The 20565-nt window shown below is 69.7% G+C and carries 19 protein-coding genes; 14 read left to right on the top strand and 5 right to left on the bottom strand.

The features are described 5' to 3' along the window. Nucleotides 1–78: 78 nt before the first annotated feature. From ACFXIV_RS44870 to ACFXIV_RS44850, 5 genes are all read left to right on the top strand, one after another. On the top strand, nt 79–1053 hold the full coding sequence (locus tag ACFXIV_RS44870; RefSeq protein ID WP_379403587.1) for an alpha/beta hydrolase: 975 nt from the start codon (nt 79–81) through the stop codon (nt 1051–1053). Between the two features lie 24 nt (nt 1054–1077). After that, nucleotides 1078–1530 carry a MarR family winged helix-turn-helix transcriptional regulator gene (locus tag ACFXIV_RS44865; RefSeq protein WP_379403588.1) on the top strand — a complete coding sequence of 151 codons (453 nt, stop codon included), beginning with the start codon at nt 1078–1080 and terminating at the stop codon, nt 1528–1530. 33 nt (nt 1531–1563) lie between these two features. After that, entirely contained in the window at nt 1564–2142 is a 579-nt protein-coding gene (locus ACFXIV_RS44860) for a hydrolase (RefSeq protein ID WP_379403589.1), read from the top strand. 183 nt (nt 2143–2325) lie between these two features. Beyond that, nucleotides 2326–3498 carry a hypothetical protein gene (locus ACFXIV_RS44855; protein WP_379403590.1) on the top strand — a complete coding sequence of 391 codons (1173 nt, stop codon included), beginning with the start codon at nt 2326–2328 and terminating at the stop codon, nt 3496–3498. Next, on the top strand, nt 3495–3842 hold the full coding sequence (locus tag ACFXIV_RS44850; RefSeq protein WP_379403591.1) for a hypothetical protein: 348 nt from the start codon (nt 3495–3497) through the stop codon (nt 3840–3842). The genes ACFXIV_RS44855 and ACFXIV_RS44850 overlap by 4 nt, the downstream gene beginning before the upstream one ends. Nucleotides 3843–3875: 33 nt before the next feature. On the opposite strand, the gene ACFXIV_RS44845 is transcribed toward ACFXIV_RS44850, so the two are convergent. From ACFXIV_RS44845 to ACFXIV_RS44835, 3 genes are all read right to left on the bottom strand, one after another. Then, nucleotides 3876–6707 carry a hypothetical protein gene (locus tag ACFXIV_RS44845; protein ID WP_379403592.1) on the bottom strand — a complete coding sequence of 944 codons (2832 nt, stop codon included), beginning with the start codon at nt 6705–6707 and terminating at the stop codon, nt 3876–3878. Between the two features lie 109 nt (nt 6708–6816). Further along, complete coding sequence (locus ACFXIV_RS44840) at nt 6817–7185, bottom strand: P-II family nitrogen regulator (protein WP_354846270.1); 369 nt, start codon at nt 7183–7185, stop codon at nt 6817–6819. Beyond that, nucleotides 7185–8606 carry an ammonium transporter gene (locus ACFXIV_RS44835; protein WP_379403593.1) on the bottom strand — a complete coding sequence of 474 codons (1422 nt, stop codon included), beginning with the start codon at nt 8604–8606 and terminating at the stop codon, nt 7185–7187. The genes ACFXIV_RS44840 and ACFXIV_RS44835 overlap by 1 nt, the downstream gene beginning before the upstream one ends. 360 nt (nt 8607–8966) lie before the next feature. Between ACFXIV_RS44835 and ACFXIV_RS44830 the strand changes: the two genes are divergently transcribed. From ACFXIV_RS44830 to ACFXIV_RS44795, 8 genes are read left to right on the top strand one after another with little or no spacing between them, the layout of a single operon-like run. Continuing rightward, nucleotides 8967–10193: a hypothetical protein gene (locus tag ACFXIV_RS44830; protein ID WP_379403594.1), complete on the top strand. Its 1227-nt coding sequence runs from the start codon at nt 8967–8969 to the stop codon at nt 10191–10193. 5 nt (nt 10194–10198) lie between these two features. Then, nucleotides 10199–11158, top strand: a complete 960-nt coding sequence (locus ACFXIV_RS44825) for a glutamate ABC transporter substrate-binding protein (RefSeq protein ID WP_379403605.1) — start codon at nt 10199–10201, stop codon at nt 11156–11158. Nucleotides 11159–11165: 7 nt separating this feature from the next. Then, nucleotides 11166–12347, top strand: a complete 1182-nt coding sequence (locus tag ACFXIV_RS44820) for a hypothetical protein (RefSeq protein ID WP_379403595.1) — start codon at nt 11166–11168, stop codon at nt 12345–12347. Next, nucleotides 12344–14767, top strand: a complete 2424-nt coding sequence (locus ACFXIV_RS44815) for a tetratricopeptide repeat protein (protein WP_379403596.1) — start codon at nt 12344–12346, stop codon at nt 14765–14767. The genes ACFXIV_RS44820 and ACFXIV_RS44815 overlap by 4 nt, the downstream gene beginning before the upstream one ends. Continuing rightward, nucleotides 14764–15867 (top strand): zinc ribbon domain-containing protein, encoded by a 1104-nt coding sequence (locus ACFXIV_RS44810; RefSeq protein ID WP_379403597.1) that lies wholly within the window; start codon nt 14764–14766, stop codon nt 15865–15867. Before ACFXIV_RS44815 ends, ACFXIV_RS44810 begins: the two co-directional genes overlap by 4 nt. Next, a complete protein-coding gene (locus ACFXIV_RS44805; RefSeq protein WP_379403598.1) occupies nt 15864–17153 on the top strand; it encodes a VWA domain-containing protein in 1290 nt (429 codons plus the stop codon). Before ACFXIV_RS44810 ends, ACFXIV_RS44805 begins: the two co-directional genes overlap by 4 nt. Further along, nucleotides 17153–17821 (top strand): FHA domain-containing protein, encoded by a 669-nt coding sequence (locus tag ACFXIV_RS44800; protein ID WP_379403599.1) that lies wholly within the window; start codon nt 17153–17155, stop codon nt 17819–17821. Before ACFXIV_RS44805 ends, ACFXIV_RS44800 begins: the two co-directional genes overlap by 1 nt. A 60-nt stretch (nt 17822–17881) precedes the next feature. Then, nucleotides 17882–18877, top strand: a complete 996-nt coding sequence (locus ACFXIV_RS44795) for a phosphatidylinositol-specific phospholipase C (RefSeq protein WP_379403600.1) — start codon at nt 17882–17884, stop codon at nt 18875–18877. Here ACFXIV_RS44795 and ACFXIV_RS44790 read toward each other — a convergent pair. Together ACFXIV_RS44790 and ACFXIV_RS44785 are read right to left on the bottom strand one after the other, a co-directional pair. Further along, nucleotides 18874–19053 (bottom strand): hypothetical protein, encoded by a 180-nt coding sequence (locus ACFXIV_RS44790; RefSeq protein ID WP_379403601.1) that lies wholly within the window; start codon nt 19051–19053, stop codon nt 18874–18876. The two genes, ACFXIV_RS44795 and ACFXIV_RS44790, sit on opposite strands and share 4 nt — an antisense overlap. A 113-nt stretch (nt 19054–19166) precedes the next feature. After that, entirely contained in the window at nt 19167–19913 is a 747-nt protein-coding gene (locus ACFXIV_RS44785) for a TetR/AcrR family transcriptional regulator (protein ID WP_379403602.1), read from the bottom strand. 87 nt (nt 19914–20000) lie between these two features. Here ACFXIV_RS44785 and ACFXIV_RS44780 point away from each other — a divergent pair, with 87 nt between their 5' ends. Further along, on the top strand, nt 20001–20510 hold the full coding sequence (locus ACFXIV_RS44780) for an NAD(P)H-binding protein (RefSeq protein WP_379403603.1): 510 nt from the start codon (nt 20001–20003) through the stop codon (nt 20508–20510). Nucleotides 20511–20565 lie beyond the last annotated feature (55 nt).

The following is a 20565-nucleotide window of genomic DNA, read 5'->3' as shown; positions in this document are numbered from 1 at the left end:
GGTGCCGCCGAGGCTGGGGGCATGTTCAGACACGACAGGAATGACACGAACCGGGCGGACACGGGAGAGCGGCCGCCGTTGGGTATTCGGCTGCTGCACGCCCTGCGCAAGGACCCGGATTGGGAGACGCTGACGGCCGCGGAGTTGGCGACACACAGTGAGGCGGCCAATCGTCTCTTCGGGTCGCGGGCAGTGCGGGTGATCACCGGTTTTCCGGAGCGCGGCACCACTATTGATTGGGAGGAGGTGGCGCTGGGTGATCGCGTGATCCCGGTCCGGGTGTATCGGCCGTCGGGCGAACGCGGCGGCACGCCACCGCTGGTGGTGCATGTCCACGGTGGCGGGTTCGCGGGGACGGCGGCGCAATGCGATTGGGGGAACAGTCATCTCGCGGCGCGGCTGCCCGCGGTCGTCGTGTCGGTCGAGCATCGCCTGCTCGCGCCGGGGATTCCGCTGTCGGCGGCCGCCGACGACGGCTGGGATGTGCTGCGGCACATCGTGGATCACGCCGGGAATTGGGGAGTCGACCCCACACGGGTGGCTGTCGCCGGGGAGAGCACCGGCGCGTTGATCACCGCGCTGTCCGCGATCCGCGCCAAGGCGTCCGGCCTGACGCTGCGGGCACAGGTATTGGTCAACCCCGCGAGCGATCTGGCCGGGTCGTTCGATGACTATGCGTCGATCTCCCGGTACGCGGACAGTCCGACGCTCAGCCAGCCGAAGCTGAACCTGTTCCGGCAGTTGGCAGTACCGCCCGGCTCCGATCCTCGTGCGGTATCGCCTCTGCATGCCGACGACCTCAGCGGGCTCGCCCCGGCCCTGGTGGTGGTGCCGACCCTGGACCCCCTGGCAGACCAGGGCCGCCGCTATGCCTTGCGGCTGCGCGAGTCCGGCACGCCCACACAGCTTTCCGAGTACCCCGGCGCGACACACGCGTTCATCACGATGCCCGGCCTGGTGCCCCAGGCCAGAGCGGCGCGCGCGGAGATCACCCGCTTCCTCCGCGACCGCTTGGCCGGATCACAAATTCGACAGGCAAACTTGCAAGTTTGACTTTGTTTGTGGCACTCTGGGCCGGTGAGCGTGAACGGAGAGGACAGGTCGGCCGCAGCAGTGGCCGCCGCCGCGAGCGAACTGCGAGTGGCCGCAAGTCGGCTGCTGCGGCAGTTGCGGACGGCCCGGGCCGGGATCGAGATGACGCCCTCGCAGGCCGTGGCGCTGAGCCGGCTCGGACACGAGGGGCCGATGTCGGTCGCCGATCTGGCGCGGGCCGAGCGGGTGCGGCCGCAGTCCATGCGCACCACCCTCGCCGTGCTGGAGGAGCGCGGGCTGGTGGTGCGCGCGCCGCATCCGACCGATCAGCGGCAGGTGCTGCTGTCACTGTCCGAGGCGGGACAGCGGTTGCTGCGGCTGGCGCACGACGCCAAGGAAGACTGGCTGGCCACCGCGATCACGACCAAACTCTCGCCGGGCGAACAGGATTCGCTCATCGCCGCGATCCCGCTGCTCGCCCGGCTCACCGAAGACTGACCGGAATCACCACTCCCAGAGAAGGATTGCACCTTGACCGACACCCTGCTCGATCCCACCACCGCTCTGGTTCTCATCGACCTGCAGCGCGGTATCGTCGCCGCCCCCACCCAGCCCTACCCCGCGGACGAGGTGGTGCGCCGGGGAACCGAGCTGGCCAAGGCCTTCCGCGACAAGGGCCTGCCGGTCGTCCTGGTGCGCGTCACCTTCGCCGCGGACGGCAGCGACATGCCGCCCGGCCGCACCATGCAGCCCGCCGGCGCGTTCACCCCGCCGCCCGGCTGGGACGAGCTCCTCGACGAACTCGACATCCAGCCCACCGACATCCGGATCACCAAGCGCCAGTGGGGCGCCTTCCACGGCACCGACCTCGACCTGCACCTGCGCCGCCGCGGCGTCACCGCCATCGTCCTGGGCGGCATCGCCACCAGCATCGGCGTCGAATCCACCGCCCGCGCCGCCCACGAACACGGCTACCACGTCATCGTCGCCACCGACGCCGCCGCCGACCGCGACCCCGCCGCCCACACCCACTCCGTCGAGAAGATCTTCCCCCGTCTCGGCGTCACCGCCACCACCCAGGAAGTCCTGGACGCCGTCACCAAGCTCTGACCGGATCAGGAGCATCCAGCAACCAAGATCAGGGAGCTCTCACTGCTGCGGAAATCTGTCCGATTTCCGTCGCTGAGAGCTCCCTGATCTTGTTGCCGACTGCGCACTGCGATCCCGGCTGCCGATGGATCGGGGTGAAAATCGTTGTCGCAGTGGGTCGGGTGGGGAATGTACGTTCGGCTCATGGGGAGTTCGATCGAAATACTTCGAGCACACAGGTTTCGGCGTTGGGTTGCGATTCTGGCCGGGCTGCTGGCTGCGTTGTCGGTGGCGGCGTTGGTGCCGGGCTGGTGGTGTGGGCGGGATGCCGATGCGTGGTTCGATGGGGATTCGGGGCGGGTGCGCGGGCTTGCGCAGGAGTTGGTGGCGTTCGAGGATGCCGATGATCAGCTGCGGGAGGGCGGCGCGGGTGGCGAGATCACCGGGATGTGGGGGCTGCTCGCGCATCAGATGACCGCCCTGGGGTTGGCTCAGGTGTGTCTGGCGCACCCGGAATGGCGGGAACGGTTCGCGCCCATCGCGACTCGTGCGGCAGCGAAGAGTCTGCGGCCGGAGATGCGGGACTTGTTCACCGCGGCCTGGAACGGCGAGGATGGGCTGGCGGTTCCGGACAGTCCGCACGGGCACGCGTATCTTTCGTATCCCGCGCTCGCGCTCGGGATGGCGCGGCTGGTCGACCCGGCGTTCCCGCCCGACCTCGCTGCCCAGGACGACGCGCTGGTCGCCTCCTACGAGCGCCGCCTGCTCGCCTCGCCCACCGCATTGCTGGAAACCTTTCCGGGCGAGGCCTATCCCACCGATGTGGCGGCGGTCGCCGCGGCCATCGCGGTGCACGGCCGCGCGACCGGCGTCGACCACACGGCGGTGCTCGCCCATTGGGCGCAACAGGTCCGCGCGGTCCAGATCGATCGAGGCACCGGACTGCTGGTGCAGCGCATGGGAGTCGACGCGCACGCGCACGATGCCCCACGCGCCTCGGGAACCGGGCTGGGGGCCTATTTCGCCGGTTTCGCGAGCCGCGCACTGGCCGAGGAGTTGGCGACCGGACTGTTCCACCAGGAGCGAAACATCCTGGGCTTCAGCGCCATCCACGAGTACGGCCGGGGTTCCGATGGCACCGGAGACATCGACAGCGGTCCGGTCATCCTCGGAATATCGGTCTCGGCCACCGGCTTCGCGCTCGCCCCGGCCCGCGCCCTCGGCCACCGCGGCATCTTCACCCGCCTGTTCCGCACCACCGACCTCGCCGGCCTCCCCCTGCGCAGCGGCAACCGCCTGCGCTTCGCCAACGGCGGCGTGATCGGCAACGCCCTCCTACTCGCCTTCCTCACCTCCGGCCCGGAGCTCGCCGCATGAGAATTCCCGCCACCCAGTGGCTGCGCGCGGGATGGCGTCTCATCCGGCTCCCACTGATCCCGATCATCCTGTACCTCGCCCTGCGCCCCGTCCTGGCGGCACTGTCGGAGCGACACGGATTCGGCTCCCCCGACGGCATGAGCGTGGGCTATCTGGCAGTCGCCGCCACCCTGATAGCGCTGCGCATGGTGTTGCTGGTGATCGTGCCCGCCTACCTCTCGTACCGCGTTGTGGCACACACGGTTACGCGCCTCCTACGCCGAGGCGATCCGCAGAACCAGTCCGAAGCCGTCGACCGGTCGCCGGATCCGATCACGGCGAACAACAGCAACCAGCAACCGTGAGCACGGTCCGAGAAGCTTCGAGGGAGGGCGACGCTATTCCCGGTGGGCTCGGGACCAGAGGGCCGGCCAGCCGCCCGAGCCGAGCCAGACAGTGGGGATGAGGAGGCCGTGGTCGGCTATGTGGGACCAGAAGGTTTCGTGGCCGGGGCCGGGGTCGGGGGTGCCGAGTTCGAGGGCGGCGGGCCAGGCGGTGAGCCAGGGGCCCTCGGGGGCGGAGAGGGAGGTGGCGGGGTAGCCGGGGACGGTGGTGGCTCGGGGAGCGCTGATCGCGGTCACCGGGGTGGAGTGGGTGGGGGTGCAGGTGGTGGCCAGGATCAGGGGGCAGAGCAGGTCGGGGGTGGGGTGGCGGGTGATGGCGTGGGTGAGGGCGGGGTCGCCGCGGCGGGCAAGGCGGCCGATGGCGGCCCGGACGCGCTGGGCGATCAGGTCCATGCTGCGGGCGGTGGCGATGTCCGGCTCTTTTATCAAGGCGCGCAGCCGTTTCGACGGTACGGGCGCATCGGCCGTGACGGTGGGCAGGCGGGGGTAGCGGGTCAGGAGGGCGGCGTCCAGGGATTCGATCGCGGCGGCGAGGGGGCGGCTGCCGCTGGCGGTCCACACGGCGGGCAGGGCGGCGGGGTTGGCGTCGAGGAAGGTCGCGCACAGGGCGGTGAGCCGGTCGATGCCCGAACGGCGCAGAGCGGTCAGCGTTTTGGGATCGCCGTCGGTGTCCCCGGCCAGAGCGGCGAGGACGCGCAGGGCGGCTTCCGACTCGACCATCGCCTTACGGACCGCTTCGTGCAGTGCGGGACCGACCTCACGGACCGGATCAGGTGCCGACCGCCGGGCCCGAGCGGGCAGCTCGGCAGTCACCAACTCCACCGGATCAGGTTCCGGCTCCTCGACGCGGAGGGTCGCGGCCCAGTCCCGGACCGCCTGCCGCACTGCGGGATCGGCTTCCCGGTTGAATCGTCCGGCGATCTCGCTGACCGTCCACCCGCGGCCGGCACGGCGCAGTTCGGCATTGACCTGGAGGTGGTCGTGCTCGTCGCGCAGGCCGAGCAGGATGCTGCGCCCGCGCACGGCCTGACTTTGATACCACTGTCCCGCAATGCAATTGCCCATATGGTCCGACCACTCCGCGAGCCGGGTGGCGGTGCGGGCGATCTGAATCCGCAGCGACGTCCCGGGCAACCCGGCACCGTCGTGGGCGAGGACCGGTTCGGCGACCTCGAATTCGCTGGTGAGCGCGGCGGCCACGACACCGCTGCCCACCAGTCCGGCGCACAGGCGCGCCCAGCCCCGGCACCGGGCAGGGACGGTCGCCCCGAGGTCGACCAGCTGGGCGGCTCCGGCGACCGCGAGCGGTATGGAGTCCGACCGCGGCGTCAGCGGATCCGGTTGCGGTGCCGCCGGATTCGTCTCGAAGTCGGGTACCCGGTAGTAGTGCGTCGGCACGGCGGCCTCATGTCCGCGCGCCCGCGCCATGGCATCGGCGAGGTCGGCGAGCCACAGCAGGTCGGAGGCATGCTCGGCCGCGGCGGGATCCCCCGCCAGCCGGACCGCGAGGCCGGGCCGACCATGGACGCGCACCATCGGGTCGAAACGCCAGTCCTGGGGTGGCCGCTGCACGGTATAACCGGCGACCGCGCGCCAGGCCCGCAGCGAGCTCGAATCCCAGTGTTCCGCCGGGAACGACCGTGCGGGGATTTCGATGCCGAGCAACATCCGGCACCGCTCGTCGACCACGATCGCGGAGGCGAGCGCGGTCCGCATCCGGGCGCGCACGAACCGTTCGTAGGCGGCGTTGCGTGGCTGCTGTTGCCGCAGCCACGCGTCGATCTCACGAACATGGACACCGGGCCGCACGGGCAGGGCGTTCAGCTCGCCGACGGGATACCTGGCCGCCTTGATCTCTCGCGAGGTGAGCATCCCCGAGACCACGGCGATCTCCTCGCGCACCCGGTCGATGCCCGCGACCACCCCGAGTTCGTGCACCGCGACCGCGGCCCGCAGCAGCACGGTGGCCGCGAGCGCGTCCTGGATCATCCGTTCGACGCAGTGCTTCCAGAGATTGCGCCAGGTCGGGCGAAATCGAATGGCCGTCGGCAGGGTGAGCGGCCCCGGGGTCGATCCCTGGACGAGTTCGACCAGCTGCTGCTCGTAGAACCGGTCGGAGCGTTCGCGCAGCGACGCCAGCACGCTCAGATCGTGGCTCGCCAGCAGCCGCTCGCGCTCGAGCACGGCCCGCTGCCGCGCGCACACCTGCTCCCACAGATCCAGCACCAGCTCCAGCCGCCGCGGGCGCGAACAGGGTTCGAGGACCCGGCCCAGATTCGCCGCCAGCACCGACGCCGCGCCGTCGGGCACCGGATCGATGCCGTCGGGCGCGCGCAGCTCGAGCACACGCACCAGTTGCTCGGGTCCGAGCAGATCCGCCGCCGCGGACGCCAGTACCACTGCGGCCCAGCGCCCCTCGCCGATAGCCTGCTCGGCGGCCGCACCCACGGGTTTGGTGGCCGTCACCCCGAACAGCGCGACCAGGGTCGCCGTCCGCTCCCCCAGCCGCCACCCGCCGCCGACCTTCAGCACCCGCAGTGCCGCCAGCACCGCGTCCCGCCGGTCACCGCCGGCGCCCGCCAGCCGCGCGGACACGAAGCCGTCGCCCAGATCGATTCCGGCCCCGGCGATTACGGTGCCGCCGAGCTCGATGAGCCCGGCCAGGTCGGCGCAGGCGATGGCCACGCGGGCGGGATCGCTGTCCCGTGCGCCCAGGACGACCGCCGCGCCCTCGGGCCCGTCGTGCTCGATCGCCTCCCCCGTCTCGACCAGCCAGGCGCGCCGATCACGTTCCGCGACCACGCCGAAGGCCAACAGCACTGCCAAACCCGAACTCCCACCGATGAATTGCCGCGCCGCCTCGAATCAGCACGGCACACTCCCGCCTCGACCATACGATCGGGGCGGGAGCGCGGCAATCGAGTTTTCCGGCCGTTCACAACCGGCGGGCGTCGATCATCCAGATCTGGATATTGGAGGCTTCGTGGTTGGAGCCGATCCGGCCGATCATGCGCACCAGGTCGGTGACATCCTCGGTCCGGGCGAGTAATTCGACTCGCAGGCCGGCGGAGACATCGGTTTCGAAACGTTGTCCGCGATAGCTTTCGACGCGGTTGTCACGGTCGTCCACACGATAGACCTGGGTGACCACCATGCGCCGCACACCGAAGGCGGCGAGGGCCTGTTTGATCTGATCGAACAGGCCGGGCGGCACCACCAGCGTGAGGAGTTTCGCGTCCGCACCGCCGCCCGGGTCCATATTGTGGTAACCGATCATGCCGCCGAGGTGCAGCGGCGCCGACATCAGGATTCCTTGGCCGGAATCTCCGCTCCGTCCTGCCGCACCGCCGCTTCCGTTCGCACCGCTTTCCGCACGGACGGTTGCGCGTGGACGAGCGTGTCGTCCGGGTACGCCTCTTCCTCGTGTGCTCCGACGTCACCGGTCTCGAGCACGTCGTCGGGCATGCGCAGGCTCATGAACAGGCTCAGCACCTTGAGAATGACGAAGGTGACCAGCGCATCCCAGACGATCACCGTCGCGGCCGCACCCGCCTGCCAGAGCAGCAGTTTCGGATTGTGCCCGTAGAGCCAGCCGCCGTAGGTGGCGTCGGCCGCGCCGCCGGTGCCCAGGTACACCCGGATGTTCGGATCGGCCAGCACACCGACCAGCATGCCGCCCGCCAGCCCGGCCACGCCGTGGGTGTGCACCACGCCGAGGGTGTCGTCGACCTTGCGGAAGAGCCGCGTGCGCCCGAGCTTGTTCCAGGACAGCCACACCAGGGTCGAGGCGATCAGACCGATCACCATGGCTCCGAAGCTGTTCACGAAGCCCGCCGCCGGGGTGATGGCGACCAGGCCGGCGATCATGCCGTTGACCGCGCCCAGGAAGTTGGGCCGCCGCGACGGACCGGCCAGCATGTCCCAGATCACCCAGGTCAGCACCGCGACCGCGGTGGCGAGATTGGTATTGATCACCGCGAGTGAGGCATCCGCACCCGAGAAGTACGGGTCGCCGCCGTTGAAGCCGTTCCAGCCCAGCCACAGGATGCCCGCCCCGGCCGCGGCCATGGGCAGGTTGTTGGGCACCGCCCGTTCCCGGTCGCGGGTCAGCCGCGGGCCGATGACCGCCGCAGCCACGAAGCCCGTGGTGCCCGCGGCCAGGTGGATGACATATCCACCCGAGTAGTCGAGCGCACCCATTTGCGACCACCAGCCGCCGCCCCAGATCAGGAATGCATTGACCGAATACGCCAGCGTCGACCAGAGCGGGACGAAGATCAGCCACACCTTGAAATTGATGCGCCCGATCACGCTGCCCAGGAACAGCAGCGGTGTGATGCCGGCGAACACGAACTGGAAGTAGGCCAGCGTGGTCTGGGAGAATCGGAACTTGGGCATGAGTCCGTCGAGCAGCGGAATCACGGCCTGCTCTTGATTATTGGAACTCAGAATTGTGTGCGGCTTGCCGATTGCGGCCCGCAGTATTCCTGGGCCCAGTTTGACGGGCTCGCCGAACCCCATCTTGAAGCCCCACAGCACCCACACCACCAGGACCAGCGAGAATCCGGTGAACGCCATGAGCATGGTATTGACGGCCCATTTGCGTTGCACCAGACCGCCGTACAAGATCGCGATACCGGGAATGCTCATCAGGCCGACTAGAGTCGCAGCTACCAACTGCCAGGCATTGTCGCCGGGATTCAGCCAGTCGGGATACGGTGACATGGTTCAGCGCTACCTCACCGCGGAGCGGGCAGGCACCAGACCCGCTCCAGCACTAAATTACGTTGTGACATAAGGTGTCTAAGGTCACATCGGGTGAACCAAGTGTTGTGCCGGAACATTTCCCGGCGATTACACGCGGTTAAATCTGGATTTCATGGTGCGGTCGTGAATGCACGTGCATTCGAAATGATGGACCCGCTCAGCGAATTCCGACCGGTTGGAACTCGATCGACAGGGTGCGATCGCTACCGTACGATCTGGCTACGGGGAGCATCGGCCGGTCGAACGGGGGAAACGGAGTTGAGGAGTCGCTTACCGGCGACCATTCGCAGTCGCTCAGCGGCGATCACTCGCGGGGGCATGCAATGGACGCGGCGCTTCGTGCGCACCGCGCCCGGCGTCATCGGTGCGGTGGGCGCTGCCCTCGCACTGCTGGCCCTGCTCGGCGGCCTGGTGACCGCCGATCAGCAGAGCACCAAGATCACTCGCCACGACACCGTCCTGGCGCACACCGAACCTCTGGCCAATGCCGCGCAGCGGCTGTACGTGGCACTGTCCACGGCCGACGCGGCGGCGTCCACGGCCTATCTCTCCGGCGGCATCGAGTCGCCCGAGGTGCGGATCCGCTACGAGAACGCGCTGACCGACGCGGCCGCCGCGCTCGCGGAGGCCACCACCGGCGCCGCGGACGCCGAGACCCGCACCATCCTGGGCCGGATCTCGGCCGAATTGCCCAGTTACACCGGCTATGTCGAGGCGGCGCGGGCCAATAACCGGCAGGGCCTGCCGGTCGGCTCCGCGTATCTGCGGCAGGCGTCGGCGCTCATGCAGGGCTCGATCCTGAAGGACGCGGGCGAACTGGAGCACATTCGCCTCGCACAGCTGCACAGCGATCAGGGCGCGATCACCGGGCTGCCCTGGTGGAGCGCGGGCACGCTGGTGCTGCTGCTCGCGGCCTGCAGCTACGGCTCGTGGATTCTGGTGCGGCGCACCAACCGCTGGATCAATCCGGGCGTGGTCACGGCCGGCGGTCTGACGGTGGTCGCGCTGCTGTGGGTCCTGGCCACCACGGCCGCGACCACGGCGGCCATCGACACCGGGGCCACCGCCCGCTTCGAAAAGCTCGCTCAGGCAAGGATTCTCGCCCAGCAGGCGCGCACCGAGGAGACGCTGCAGCTCATCACCCGCGGCGACGTCGACGCCAGCGAGCAGCGCTTCACCGCAGGCAGCGACCAGCTGCGCGCGGATCTGGCCGGCTTGCTGAGCGGCAATTCCGCGGCGTCGAAGGCCTTCTCGGGCTGGCAGGACGGCCATCAGAAGGAGCTCGCCGCCTACAAGTCCAACGACTATCGCGGGGCGGTCGACCAGTCGATCAAGACCGACGGCGCGGGATCCGCGGCCCAGTTCACCGCCCTCGACGACGCCTTGAAGACCGAACTCGAGCGCACCCGCCAGGAAGTGCGCGACGATGTGAACACGGCCGGAAATGCCCTCACCCTGAGCCCGCTGGGCACGCTGGTGCTGCTGCTGGCGGCGGCGGGATCGATCGTCGTCGGGGTGTGGCCGCGGTTGAAGGAGTTCCTGTGAAGCGGATGCGGATGCTGATGGTGGCAGCCGTGGCGCTGCTGGCCGCCGCGTGCGGGTCGACGCCGGATGCCGCGCCCTTCCAGCTGCCGTCCGGCAGCCGGCTGCCGGCGGGCGCCACCGTCCTCGCCACCGCGCCCAATCAGCGCGCCGACCAGTCCTGTAACCCGACCGCGAGCCTGCGGCCGCTGAGTCCGCAACCGCAGCCCGGGTCCATGCCCGCCCGGTCGACGATGGCGAACATCGTCGCCGGCGGGAAGATCCGGATCGGGGTGGACCAGAACCAATTCCTGTTCGGTTACCGCAATCCGTCGACCGGCGAGCTCGAGGGCTTCGATATCGATCTCGCCCACGAGATCGCCCGCGACCTGTTCGGCGACCCGGGCCGGGTGGACCTGCATCCCATCGACTCCGCCCACCGCGCGGATGCGCTGGCGAACAACGAGGTCGACCTGGTCGTGCAGAACTTCACGCCGACCTGCGCGCGCCGCCAGCAGGTCCAGTTCTCCGCCGTGTATTTCGAGACCGACCAGCGGGTGCTGGTGACCAAGGGCTCGGGCATTCGCTCGGCGGCCGATCTGGGCGGCAAGAAGGTCTGCGGTATCCCCAACTCGACGACGCTGGACGCGGTGTTCGCACTTCCCCAGCGCCCCATCGTGATCGGGATCGAGAACTGGCTGGACTGCCTGACCGCGCTGCAGCAGGGCGAGGTCGACGCCGCCAGCACCGACCTGCCGCTGCTGTACGGCTTGAAGATCCAGGACCCGAATCTCGAGGTGGTCGGCGACGCCATGGCCACCGATGTGTACGCCATCGGAGTGCAGAAGCAGAACACGGATCTCGTGCAGTTCGTCAATGGCGTGCTGGAGCGGGTGCGCGCCGACGGTACCTGGCAGCGGATCTACAACCAGCGGCTGAGCGTGCTCGGGCCGTCCAACGGTCCCCCGGCGCCCAAGTACAGCGACTGAGCCGGTCATGCACGAGAATCCTGGGCACATTCTCAGCGTCGCCGAGATAGATCGTGAAATCGCCGAGCGGGCACGCGAAATCGAGACCATCGCCGCGACCCTGGTGGAACTGGACAAGCATCCCGGGCTGGTGCTGTTGCGCCGCTTCCCGCCCACCGGTGTCACCGAGCAGCGCTGGGCGCCGGCGCGGGCGGCGCTGGAACTCATGTGGGAGGACTTCGGGCGGCTGGGCACCGTGCTGGACCAGGCCCGGACCGCGCGCGGGCGGCGACGCCTGGACGCACTGGACCGGGAGGAGCTCACGCGCCTGCTGCGCGGACAGCCGGTCGAGGTGTCGCGCAGCACGATTCCGATGTCACAGCGTTCGCTGGGCGGGCCGCGCGAGCAGATCGAACTGATCGGCATCACCGAGATGCTGGACCGCATGCGCGCGGCCTTCCCGACCGTGGTGCGGGTGCTCGACGCGGTGGAGGCGGTGCACACCCGGGTGATGACCGATATCGCGCCGCTGCAGGCGGAGCTGACCCGCACCGGCATGTCGATTCCCGAATTGCAGTCGCTGACAAGCGATATCGATGCCCTCGCCATGCAGGTCGCCACCGATCCCCTGGCCCTGGCACCCGATGCGCTCGACCGTCGCCTGGGCGAGCTGTCCCGGCGCATGCGCGAGGCCGCGACCGTACTGACCGAACTGCGGGCCATCTCGACGGATTGGGACGCGGCGATCGAACGGTCCAGGGCCCGGGTCGAGGCGCTGCGCAAGACCTACGAGCGGGCCGATCGCGCCCGCGCCGAGGTGGAGCACACCATTCTGGCCGCGCCGCTCCCCCGACATCCGGACGACAGTGCCGTGTACAGCGCGGAACTGACCGCGCTGGAAGCCAATCCGCCCGTGCCCACGGTGCTGTGGGAGCTGCGGCAACGCATCACCGGGGCGCTCGACGCGGCGACCCGCAATGAACAACTCGCGCAGGGGCTGCTCGATCGGCGGATGGAACTGAAGGGGCGGTTCAGTTCCTACCGTGCCAAGGCCGCCCGGCTGGGGGTGGCCGAGGACCAGGATGTGCTCGCCGCCGCCCGCATCGCCGCGGGGCTGCTCTCGCGCCGGCCCTGCGATCTGGCCGCGGTCACCCGCGCCATCACCGACTACCGCCAGCTCATCGACCAGAAATCGGGGAGGCGATCATGAACTGCACCGAGCCCGGCTGCACCGGGACCATCGAGGACGGTTACTGCACCGTCTGCGGCACCGCCCCGAGCGCGGCGCCCGCGGCCACCGGGGGCGGGCCGACCACGTCGACCGGGACCAGCGCTTCCGGCGCGGCGAGCGCTGTCGTCGGCTCCGACCGCTGTGCCGAACCCGGTTGCACCGGAACGATTGTCGACGGCTACTGCGATGTCTGCGGCAGCGCGCCCGCGTCGCCGTCGGCGCTGGCCACCACCGCGCACGACACCGGGCACGCGTCGGCGATGAGCACAGGATCGACGGTCAGCGGCCGGTCCTCCCGCAGCGGGCGCTCGGTGCGCACCGGGCGGTCGGGAGCCTCCGGGGCCAGCCGCGGCCGGCTCGGTGCCGGCATGGTCAAGGTGCCGTCGGTGCCGCGCCGGGATCCGGGCGAGGCCGTGCTCGTCGATCCGGAGGTGCCGGAGAACCATCGCGAATGCGGTAGGTGCAATCGGCCGGTCGGGCGCAGCCGCAATGGTCAGCCCGGTCGCGCCGAGGGCTTCTGCGCCCACTGCGGGACGCGATTCTCCTTCACCCCCAAGCTGTCCGGCCGGGATGTGGTGGGCGGCCAGTACGAGGTGCTCGGCCCGCTGGCGCACGGCGGCCTGGGCTGGATCTATCTCGCGGTGGACCACAAGGTCGACGACCGGCCGGTGGTCCTCAAGGGCCTGCTCAATACCGGCGACGCGGACGCCATGCGGGCGGCCGTGGCGGAGAAGCGGTTCCTCGCGCAGGTCGATCACCCGAATATCGTGCGGATCTACAACTTCGCCGAGGACACCGGGCCGGACGCCAAGCCGGTCGGGTACATCGTGATGGAGTACGTGGGCGGTAAATCGCTCAAACAGCTGCTGCGCGAACAGCGCACGGCCGATCAGCGGTATCTGCCGCCCGCGCGGGCCATCGCCTACATCCTGGAGATGCTGCCCGCGCTCGAGTACCTCCATGACCGCGGGCTCGCCTACTGCGACTTCAAACCCGACAATGTCATGCAGACCGAGGAGCAGCTCAAGCTCATCGACCTCGGCGCGGTCGTCGGCCTGCACGATCAGAGCGAAACCATCTACGGCACACCGGGTTACCAGGCCAAGGAGATCGCTCAGACCGGGCCGACCGTCGCGTCGGAGGTGTACACGGTGGGCCGCACGCTGGCGGCGCTCATCATGCGGATCCCGCCGGTGAACAACGAACTCGGCCCGCTGCCCGGTCCCGAGCTCGAACCGCTCATGGCCCGCCACGAATCGCTGTACCGATTCCTGGTGCGCGCCACCGATATCGAGCCGGACGCGCGTTTCACCTCCATGACCGAGATGGGCGATCAGCTCACCGGCATTCTGCGCGAGGTGCTGGCCACCGAGGACGGGCGGCCCCGGCCGGGACTGTCCACCCGGTTCGGCCCGCCGCGCGGGGTGTTCGGCGTCGGTGACCAGCTGCCCGGCGATCCCCGCGCCCTCATTGCGGCGCTGCAGGTTCCACTGGTCGACCCGAGCGACAGCGGCGCGGCACTGCTGGCCTCCACCAGCGCGGTCACGCCCGAGAACCTGGAGCGCGAGATCACCGCGGGCCTGCAGTCGGTGGTCACCGGCCGCGAGGAGTCGGTGGAGATCCCGCTCCGGCTGATCCGCGCCGCACTGGAATTCGGCGATCCGGACGACGCGCTGCGCCGGCTGGACGCGGTGGGCGAGACGCTGTCCGGCGACTGGCGGCTGACCTGGTTCGCGGGCCTGGCCCGCCTGCTGCAGCGCGATTGGCCCGCCGCCGCAGCCGAATTCGACGCCCTCTACAGCGCCCTGCCGGGCGAGGCCGCCCCGAAGCTGGCCCTGGCCGTCACCGCCGAGCTCATGGCCGCGGACGGACTGGACCCCGAGACCGCGCGCGAGCGGGCCGCCCGCTACTACGACCTGGTCTGGCGCACCGACCGCTCCTTCACCAGCGCCGCCTTCGGCGCGGCCCGGCTGCGGCGCGCGACCGGCGACCGGGCGGGCGCGGTCACGGTGCTCGATCAGGTCGACGCCGCCTCGGCGGTGCACACCGAGGCCGGGGTCACCGCCGTCGAGACGCTGCTGGCCGTCGCCGAGCCCGCCGAGCTGACCGAACAATTGGTTCGCGATGCCGGCAAACGCATCGATAGTCTGACCCTCGACTCGAAACGCCGTGCCGCGCAGGCCCGTCTGCGAGTCCTGGACGCGGCGCTGCGCTGGCTGCGCCTGGGCAGGGTGCCCACCGACCACTCCCCGCTGCTGGGGGTGGCGCTCGATCAACAAGGGGTACGCACCGGTTTGGAACGCTGTTATCGCGACCTGGCGCACGAGACCGAGGACATGTGGGAACGGATCGCCCTGGTGGAGCAGGCCAATGCGGTGCGCCCGAGGACGCTGCTGTGACGGCCCGCTGCCCGCACTGCGGCACCTTCGTCGCCGACACCGACCGGTTCTGCGAGGCCTGCGGCCGCAAACTCGGTATCCGGGTGATCGCGCTGCCGCCCAAGGAATTCCGGCCCGGCTCCGGCTCGACCGTGCCGGTGGCCGAGGCGGCGCGCAGTGCCCGGCTCGCACCCACCGGCACCACGGCCACCGTCGAATCCGGTCCGCCGCCCGACTGCACCGGCTGCGGCGGAAGCGAATTCGACCCGGACGGCTACTGCGCCACCTGTGGTGAGCTCGGGCCCGAGCGGGATCGCTTCGAGTTCGACCTGGGCACCGCGTGCCTGATCACCGATCGCGGCCTGTTGCACGCCCGCAACGAGGACGCGGTCGCGGCGGCGGTGCTGGAGGGCGCGGTGCCGAATCGTCCGGCCGCCGCGGTCATCACGGTCTGTGACGGGGTGTCGACCTCCGAGGACCCGCAGGCCGCCTCGGGTGCCGCGGCCCGGGCGGGGCTGGATGCCTGCCTGGCCGCCCTCGCCGCGGACCGGCCCGCCGAGGACTGCGTCATGGCCGGGCTCACCGCCGCCGCCGACGCGGTCAAGGCGGTCGGCTCGCCGGACGGGAAAGCACCGTCGTGCACCTATGTCTCGGCGATCGTGCAGTTCGACGCCGAGGGCGGCGCGGACATCACCGTCGCGAATGTCGGTGACAGCCGCACCTATTGGCTGCGCGGCGACGACTCCGACCGGCTCACCGTCGACGATTCCCTCGCGCAGGCCATGGTCGACAACGGCGTGCTGGACGCGGCCACCGCCATGGACGGCCCGCACGCGCACGTGCTCACCCGCTGGCTGGGGGCCGACAGCGAACACCAGTGGTCGCCCACCTGCGTGCGCACCCTGCACACCGACGCGCCCGGGGTGCTGCTGGTGTGCACCGACGGGTTGTGGAACTACCTCCCGGAGGCAGCGGCCCTGTCCCGCTTCACCGGCTCGCTGGCGCCGTTGCCCGCGGCGCGCGCCCTGGTGGAGCACGCACTCGGTGCGGGCGGCAAGGACAACATCACCGTCGCCCTCGTACCCGTCCCGTCCCTCGCACCATCAGGAGACACACCGTGACTTCCGCTGAGAACCAAGGCATTTCGGTAGCCATCGATCAGAACGCATTCCTCGCCGAGGGGGTGCGCACGGTCGACGCCATCGTGACCGTCGAGGCCACCGGCGATCTGGTGGTGTCGGTGGCGCCGCCGCCGCGGGTCGAGATCCTGATCATCGACACCTCCGGGTCCATGGGCGCGGCCGACAAGTTCGCGGGCGCCCGGCGGGCCACGCTGGCGGCGCTGGACGTCATGCCCGACGGCACCCGGTTCGCGATCGTGGAGGGTACCGACAAGGCGCAGGTGGTGTTTCCGCATCGCGGGCCCTCGGCGGTGGTCAGCCCGCAGGAGCGCGCCAACGCACGGCGAGCATTGGACAAGCTGGTTCCGCACGGCGGCACCGCGATCGGCACCTGGCTGGGACTGTCACGCCTGATCGCCCAGCAGCACCCCGGGGCCATGGTGCACGCGATCCTGCTCACCGACGGCAAGAACGAGCACGAGACGCCCGAGCGGCTGGCGGAGGAGATCCGCCAGTCCATCGGTGTCTTCACCTGCGACTGCCGTGGCGTCGGGGTGGACTGGGAGCCGAACGAGGTGCGCCCCATCGCCTCCGCGCTGCACGGGACGATCGACACCGTGGCGACCGCGGACCTGCTGGCCCAGGATTTCGCGGCCACGATGGAATCGTCGATGGAGAAGGCGATTCCGGACCTGACCATGCGGGTGTGGACACCGGTGGGCGCGAAGATCGTGTTCCTCAAGCAGGTCGCGCCGTTCATCGAGGATCTCACCGCGCGACGCACCGAGGTGGGGCCGCAGGTGGGCGAATATCCGCTGGGCTCCTGGGGCGCCGAGGATCGCGACTATCACATCCAACTGGAGCTCGAGCCGGCGGCGCCGGATCGGGAGAAGCTGGCCGCGCGGGTGAGCGTGCTGGCCGAGGGCGACGTGCTCGGGCAGGGTCTGGTCAAGGCGGCCTGGACGACCGATACCGACAAGTCGGCGATCATCAGCCGCCGGGTCGCGCACTACACCGGACAGGCCGAGCTGGCCCAGACCGTTCAGGAGGGCCTGACCGCGCGCAAGCAGGGCGACTTCGCCACGGCCACGGCCAAACTCCAGCGCGCGTACCACCTGGCCAGCGAGTCGGGCAATGAGAACACCGCCAAGCTGCTGCTCAGTGTCGTCGACGTGGTGGACGAGCGGACCGGAACCATCCGCCTGCGCAACAAGATCGATCCCGCCGACGAGATGGCCCTCGACGTCCGCTCCACCAAGACCGCCCGAGTCCGCAAGGAGCCGTGATGGCGCTCTGCATCGAGGGGCACGAAACCACCGCCACCGACTACTGCGATCTCTGTGGTGCGCCGATGGGCGGTCAATTCGGTGGTGCCGCACCGCAACTCGCGGTGTGCCCGTCCTGCGGGGCACCCTCGGAGGGGCGGTTCTGCGAGAACTGCGGACACGACTCGGCGCTGCCGCCGCCTCCGCCCGCGCCAGCGGTGAGCGCGGAGCCGGCGCCGACCGGCGCCGAGTCCGGGGCGGTCGAGAACGGAGCCGCAGCGCCGGTCTGGGTCGCCACCATTTCCGCCGACCGGGCGCACTACGCGCGCATGCAGGCACAGAAGGGACCCGATCTGGAGCGGGTCGACTTCCCCGGCTACTACCCTGACCGCCGAATCCCCTTGCAGGGGCCCAATATCCTGATCGGCAAGCGCAGCGTCTCGCAGGGCGTGCACCCCGATATCGACCTCTCGGTCGCGCCCGCCGATATCGCGGTCTCGCGCTCGCACGCCATCCTGCACATCGACGGCGGGACGCTCACGGTCACCGACCTGGGTTCCACCAACGGCACCTGTCTCAACGACAGCCCGCACCCCATCCCGCCGAAGACGCCTGTGCCACTGCAGGAGGGTGACCGCATCCACGTGGGCGGCTGGACCACCATCACCCTGACCACCGAACCGGGCTGATCACCCAATTCAGGCAAAACGGCGATCTTGGTCCATTGTCCAGATTAGGCTCCCCGCTCTATGAGCTTGACCCGCCGAGACTTCGCCCGCACCACCCTCGCCGCCGCCGCAGGCGCGCTCGCCACCGGCCTGAGCAGCCCTGCGGCGCAGGCGATCCCGCACGCGCGAACCGTCGGCGCACCACCGCAGGCATGGATGTCCGCGCTCCCCGACGCCACGTCACTGCTGCGCCTCACCATCCCCGGCACCCACGACTCCTGCTGCACCAGCGCCGCCAACGGCACCGAGTGGGCGCACACCCAGAACTGGTCGCTCCCGGACCAATTCGCGCACGGCATCCGTTTCCTGGACATCCGCTGCAACGGCCCGCAGGACCACACCGCGGACTCCTTCGGCGTGTACCACAGCGCCTTCTACCAGGGCATCACCTTCGATACGGTGCTCGACCAGTGCCGGGCCTTCCTGGCCGGCAATCCCGGCGAAGTCCTCGTCATGCGGGTCAAGAAGGAGGACGGCACCAATAACGACGTGGGCGCCGATTTCGCGCGAATCTTCAACGGCTACCTGGACACCAAGGGCTACCGCTCACTGTTCTGGCTGGAGAATCGCTTCCCCGCGCTGGGTGAGGCCCGCGGCCGCATCGTCCTCATCGCCCAGTTCGCCAATTCCCTGGGCTGCCTGCAATGGCCCGGCGGCGACAACGGCGTCTTCAGCACCGACCGGATCTATCTCCAGGACCACTACAAGGACCACGGCCTGGCCGGCCTCGACTCCGGCTCCTCGAACTTCGGCTCCTCCGGCGGCGACAAATTCGACTACGTCAAAGCCTGTCTCGACAAGGCCGCCGCCGACCCCGCCAACACCCTCGAGTACATCAACTTCACCAGCTTCGCCGACAATGCCTGGCCCAAGGACAACGCGGCAGCGATCATGCCCAAACTCGCCGACTACCTGACCACCCACACCCAGTCCGCCCACTACGGAATCGTTCCCATGGACTTCCCCGACCAATACACCCGGGTGCTCGACCTCCTGCTCGCCAAGAACATCGGTTAAGGCTCGACCTTGGCGAGAATCGTGTCGCCGTCGTAGAGTTCGCCGCCGAATTTCCAGCCCTGCGCCGCGAACACCGAGACCAGCTCGTCCCATCGGTCCGGCTCGACCTTTCCGGCCAGCCGGACCAGCCGGTAGCCGGTCATCGACCGCAGCGTCACCCAATCGGTGCTCACCACGAACTCATAGTCCTCGGGGTCCTCCTCACGAAACCGCTGAGGCGCAACCTCTTTCGGGGTCGACGAGGGGATGGTAGTGCCCGGTCGAGTCCCGACCACGCTGCGTGGCGCGGTCAGTGGTCGGTTGCGAGACGGTCCAACCACTCTCGGAGCAGGTGTTGCTCGGCGGTGGTGAGCGTTGTCTCTTCGGGGAGGACGGCGCGCAGAGCGCGAGCAGCGCCCGCCGGGCCGGCGTCTCGAACGGCAGGCTGTTCGGTGGTGACCGCGGAGACCATGGCCTCTCGGAGAGCGGTGAGCAGGGCCGGGTTGCGGTCGGCTTCCGGGAGCGACAGCCAGGTCAGGACCGCACCCCGGCCGGTGGCGTGAATAATCCCGGCCGCTAGCTGCTCGTCGACACGTAGCCAGCCGCCCGCGGCGAGCCGACGGACGCGTCCGCGCAGGATCTCCAGTCCGACCTGGAACGCGGCCGACTCGGCGCCGGCGGGTTCGCTGTACATGAGGGTATAGAGCGCGGGGTTGGACAGGCCGAACTCGACCGCGAGGTCCCACCCCGCCCGGAGGTCTTCGATGAGATCGGCCGGGTCGGGGTCGATGCGTTTGCCAGCCACGAATTTCGCGAAACCGTACTCCGCGACGGCGTCCAGCAGCCCGTCCTTGTCACCGAACAGCCGGTAGATCGCCGGTGGCTGCAATCCGGCCGCGTCGGCGACCGCGCGAGTGGTCACCGCGTCCCGGCCCCCACGCTCGAGCAGATCGGCCGCGGCTTCGATGACACGCTGCCGATGCTGATCGCGAGCCGACGCCGTGCCGTCGGATTCGACGTTGGTCGTGGCGCTCGTACGTGACGTGGGCGATGTCATGAATCAACGATAACGCTTGACTGTTTCCGGCGGAAGTATCACTGTTATCGACATAGCGTTTCCATTGGAATCGACAGGGAGAACAGCATGATCATCGTGACCGGAGCCACCGGGCTGCTGGGCCGCCGGATTGTCGAGAGCCTGCTGATGCGGGCGCCCGCGGACCAGGTGGGCGTGAGTGTCCGCGACCCGCGAAAGGCGCAGGACCTCGCCGACCGCGGAGTACGGGTGCGACAGGGCAACTTCACCGACCCCGACAGCCTGTCCCACGCTTTCGAGGGCGCCGACCAGGTGCTCGTCGTGTCGGTCGACAAGCTCGGCGCGGAGGCCATCCGACAACACCGCGCAGCCATCGACGCCGCCGCGGCGGCAGGCGCGCGCCGCATCCTCTACACCAGCCATATGGGCGCCAGCCCAGCCTCCCGCTTCGAGGCCTGCCGCGACCACGCCGCCGACGAGGAGGCGCTGCTCGTCCGCGGCGTGCCATTCACGTCGCTCCGCAACGGTTTCTACGCGGCCAGTGCCTTGCGGTTCTTCGGCCAGGCCGCCGAGACCGGACAGCTGATATGTAGGCGGGTTCTGTCAAGTGGCAGGTGAAAGCGGTCCCGGTAACGGCGGTTGCCGGGACCGCTTTCGTGTGCGGTCGAGCGGG

It is taken from the genome of Nocardia sp. NPDC059236 (genome assembly GCF_042754085.1).
In the GTDB taxonomy this organism is placed as follows: domain Bacteria; phylum Actinomycetota; class Actinomycetes; order Mycobacteriales; family Mycobacteriaceae; genus Nocardia.
This window is presented reverse-complemented; position numbering and strand designations above follow the sequence as displayed.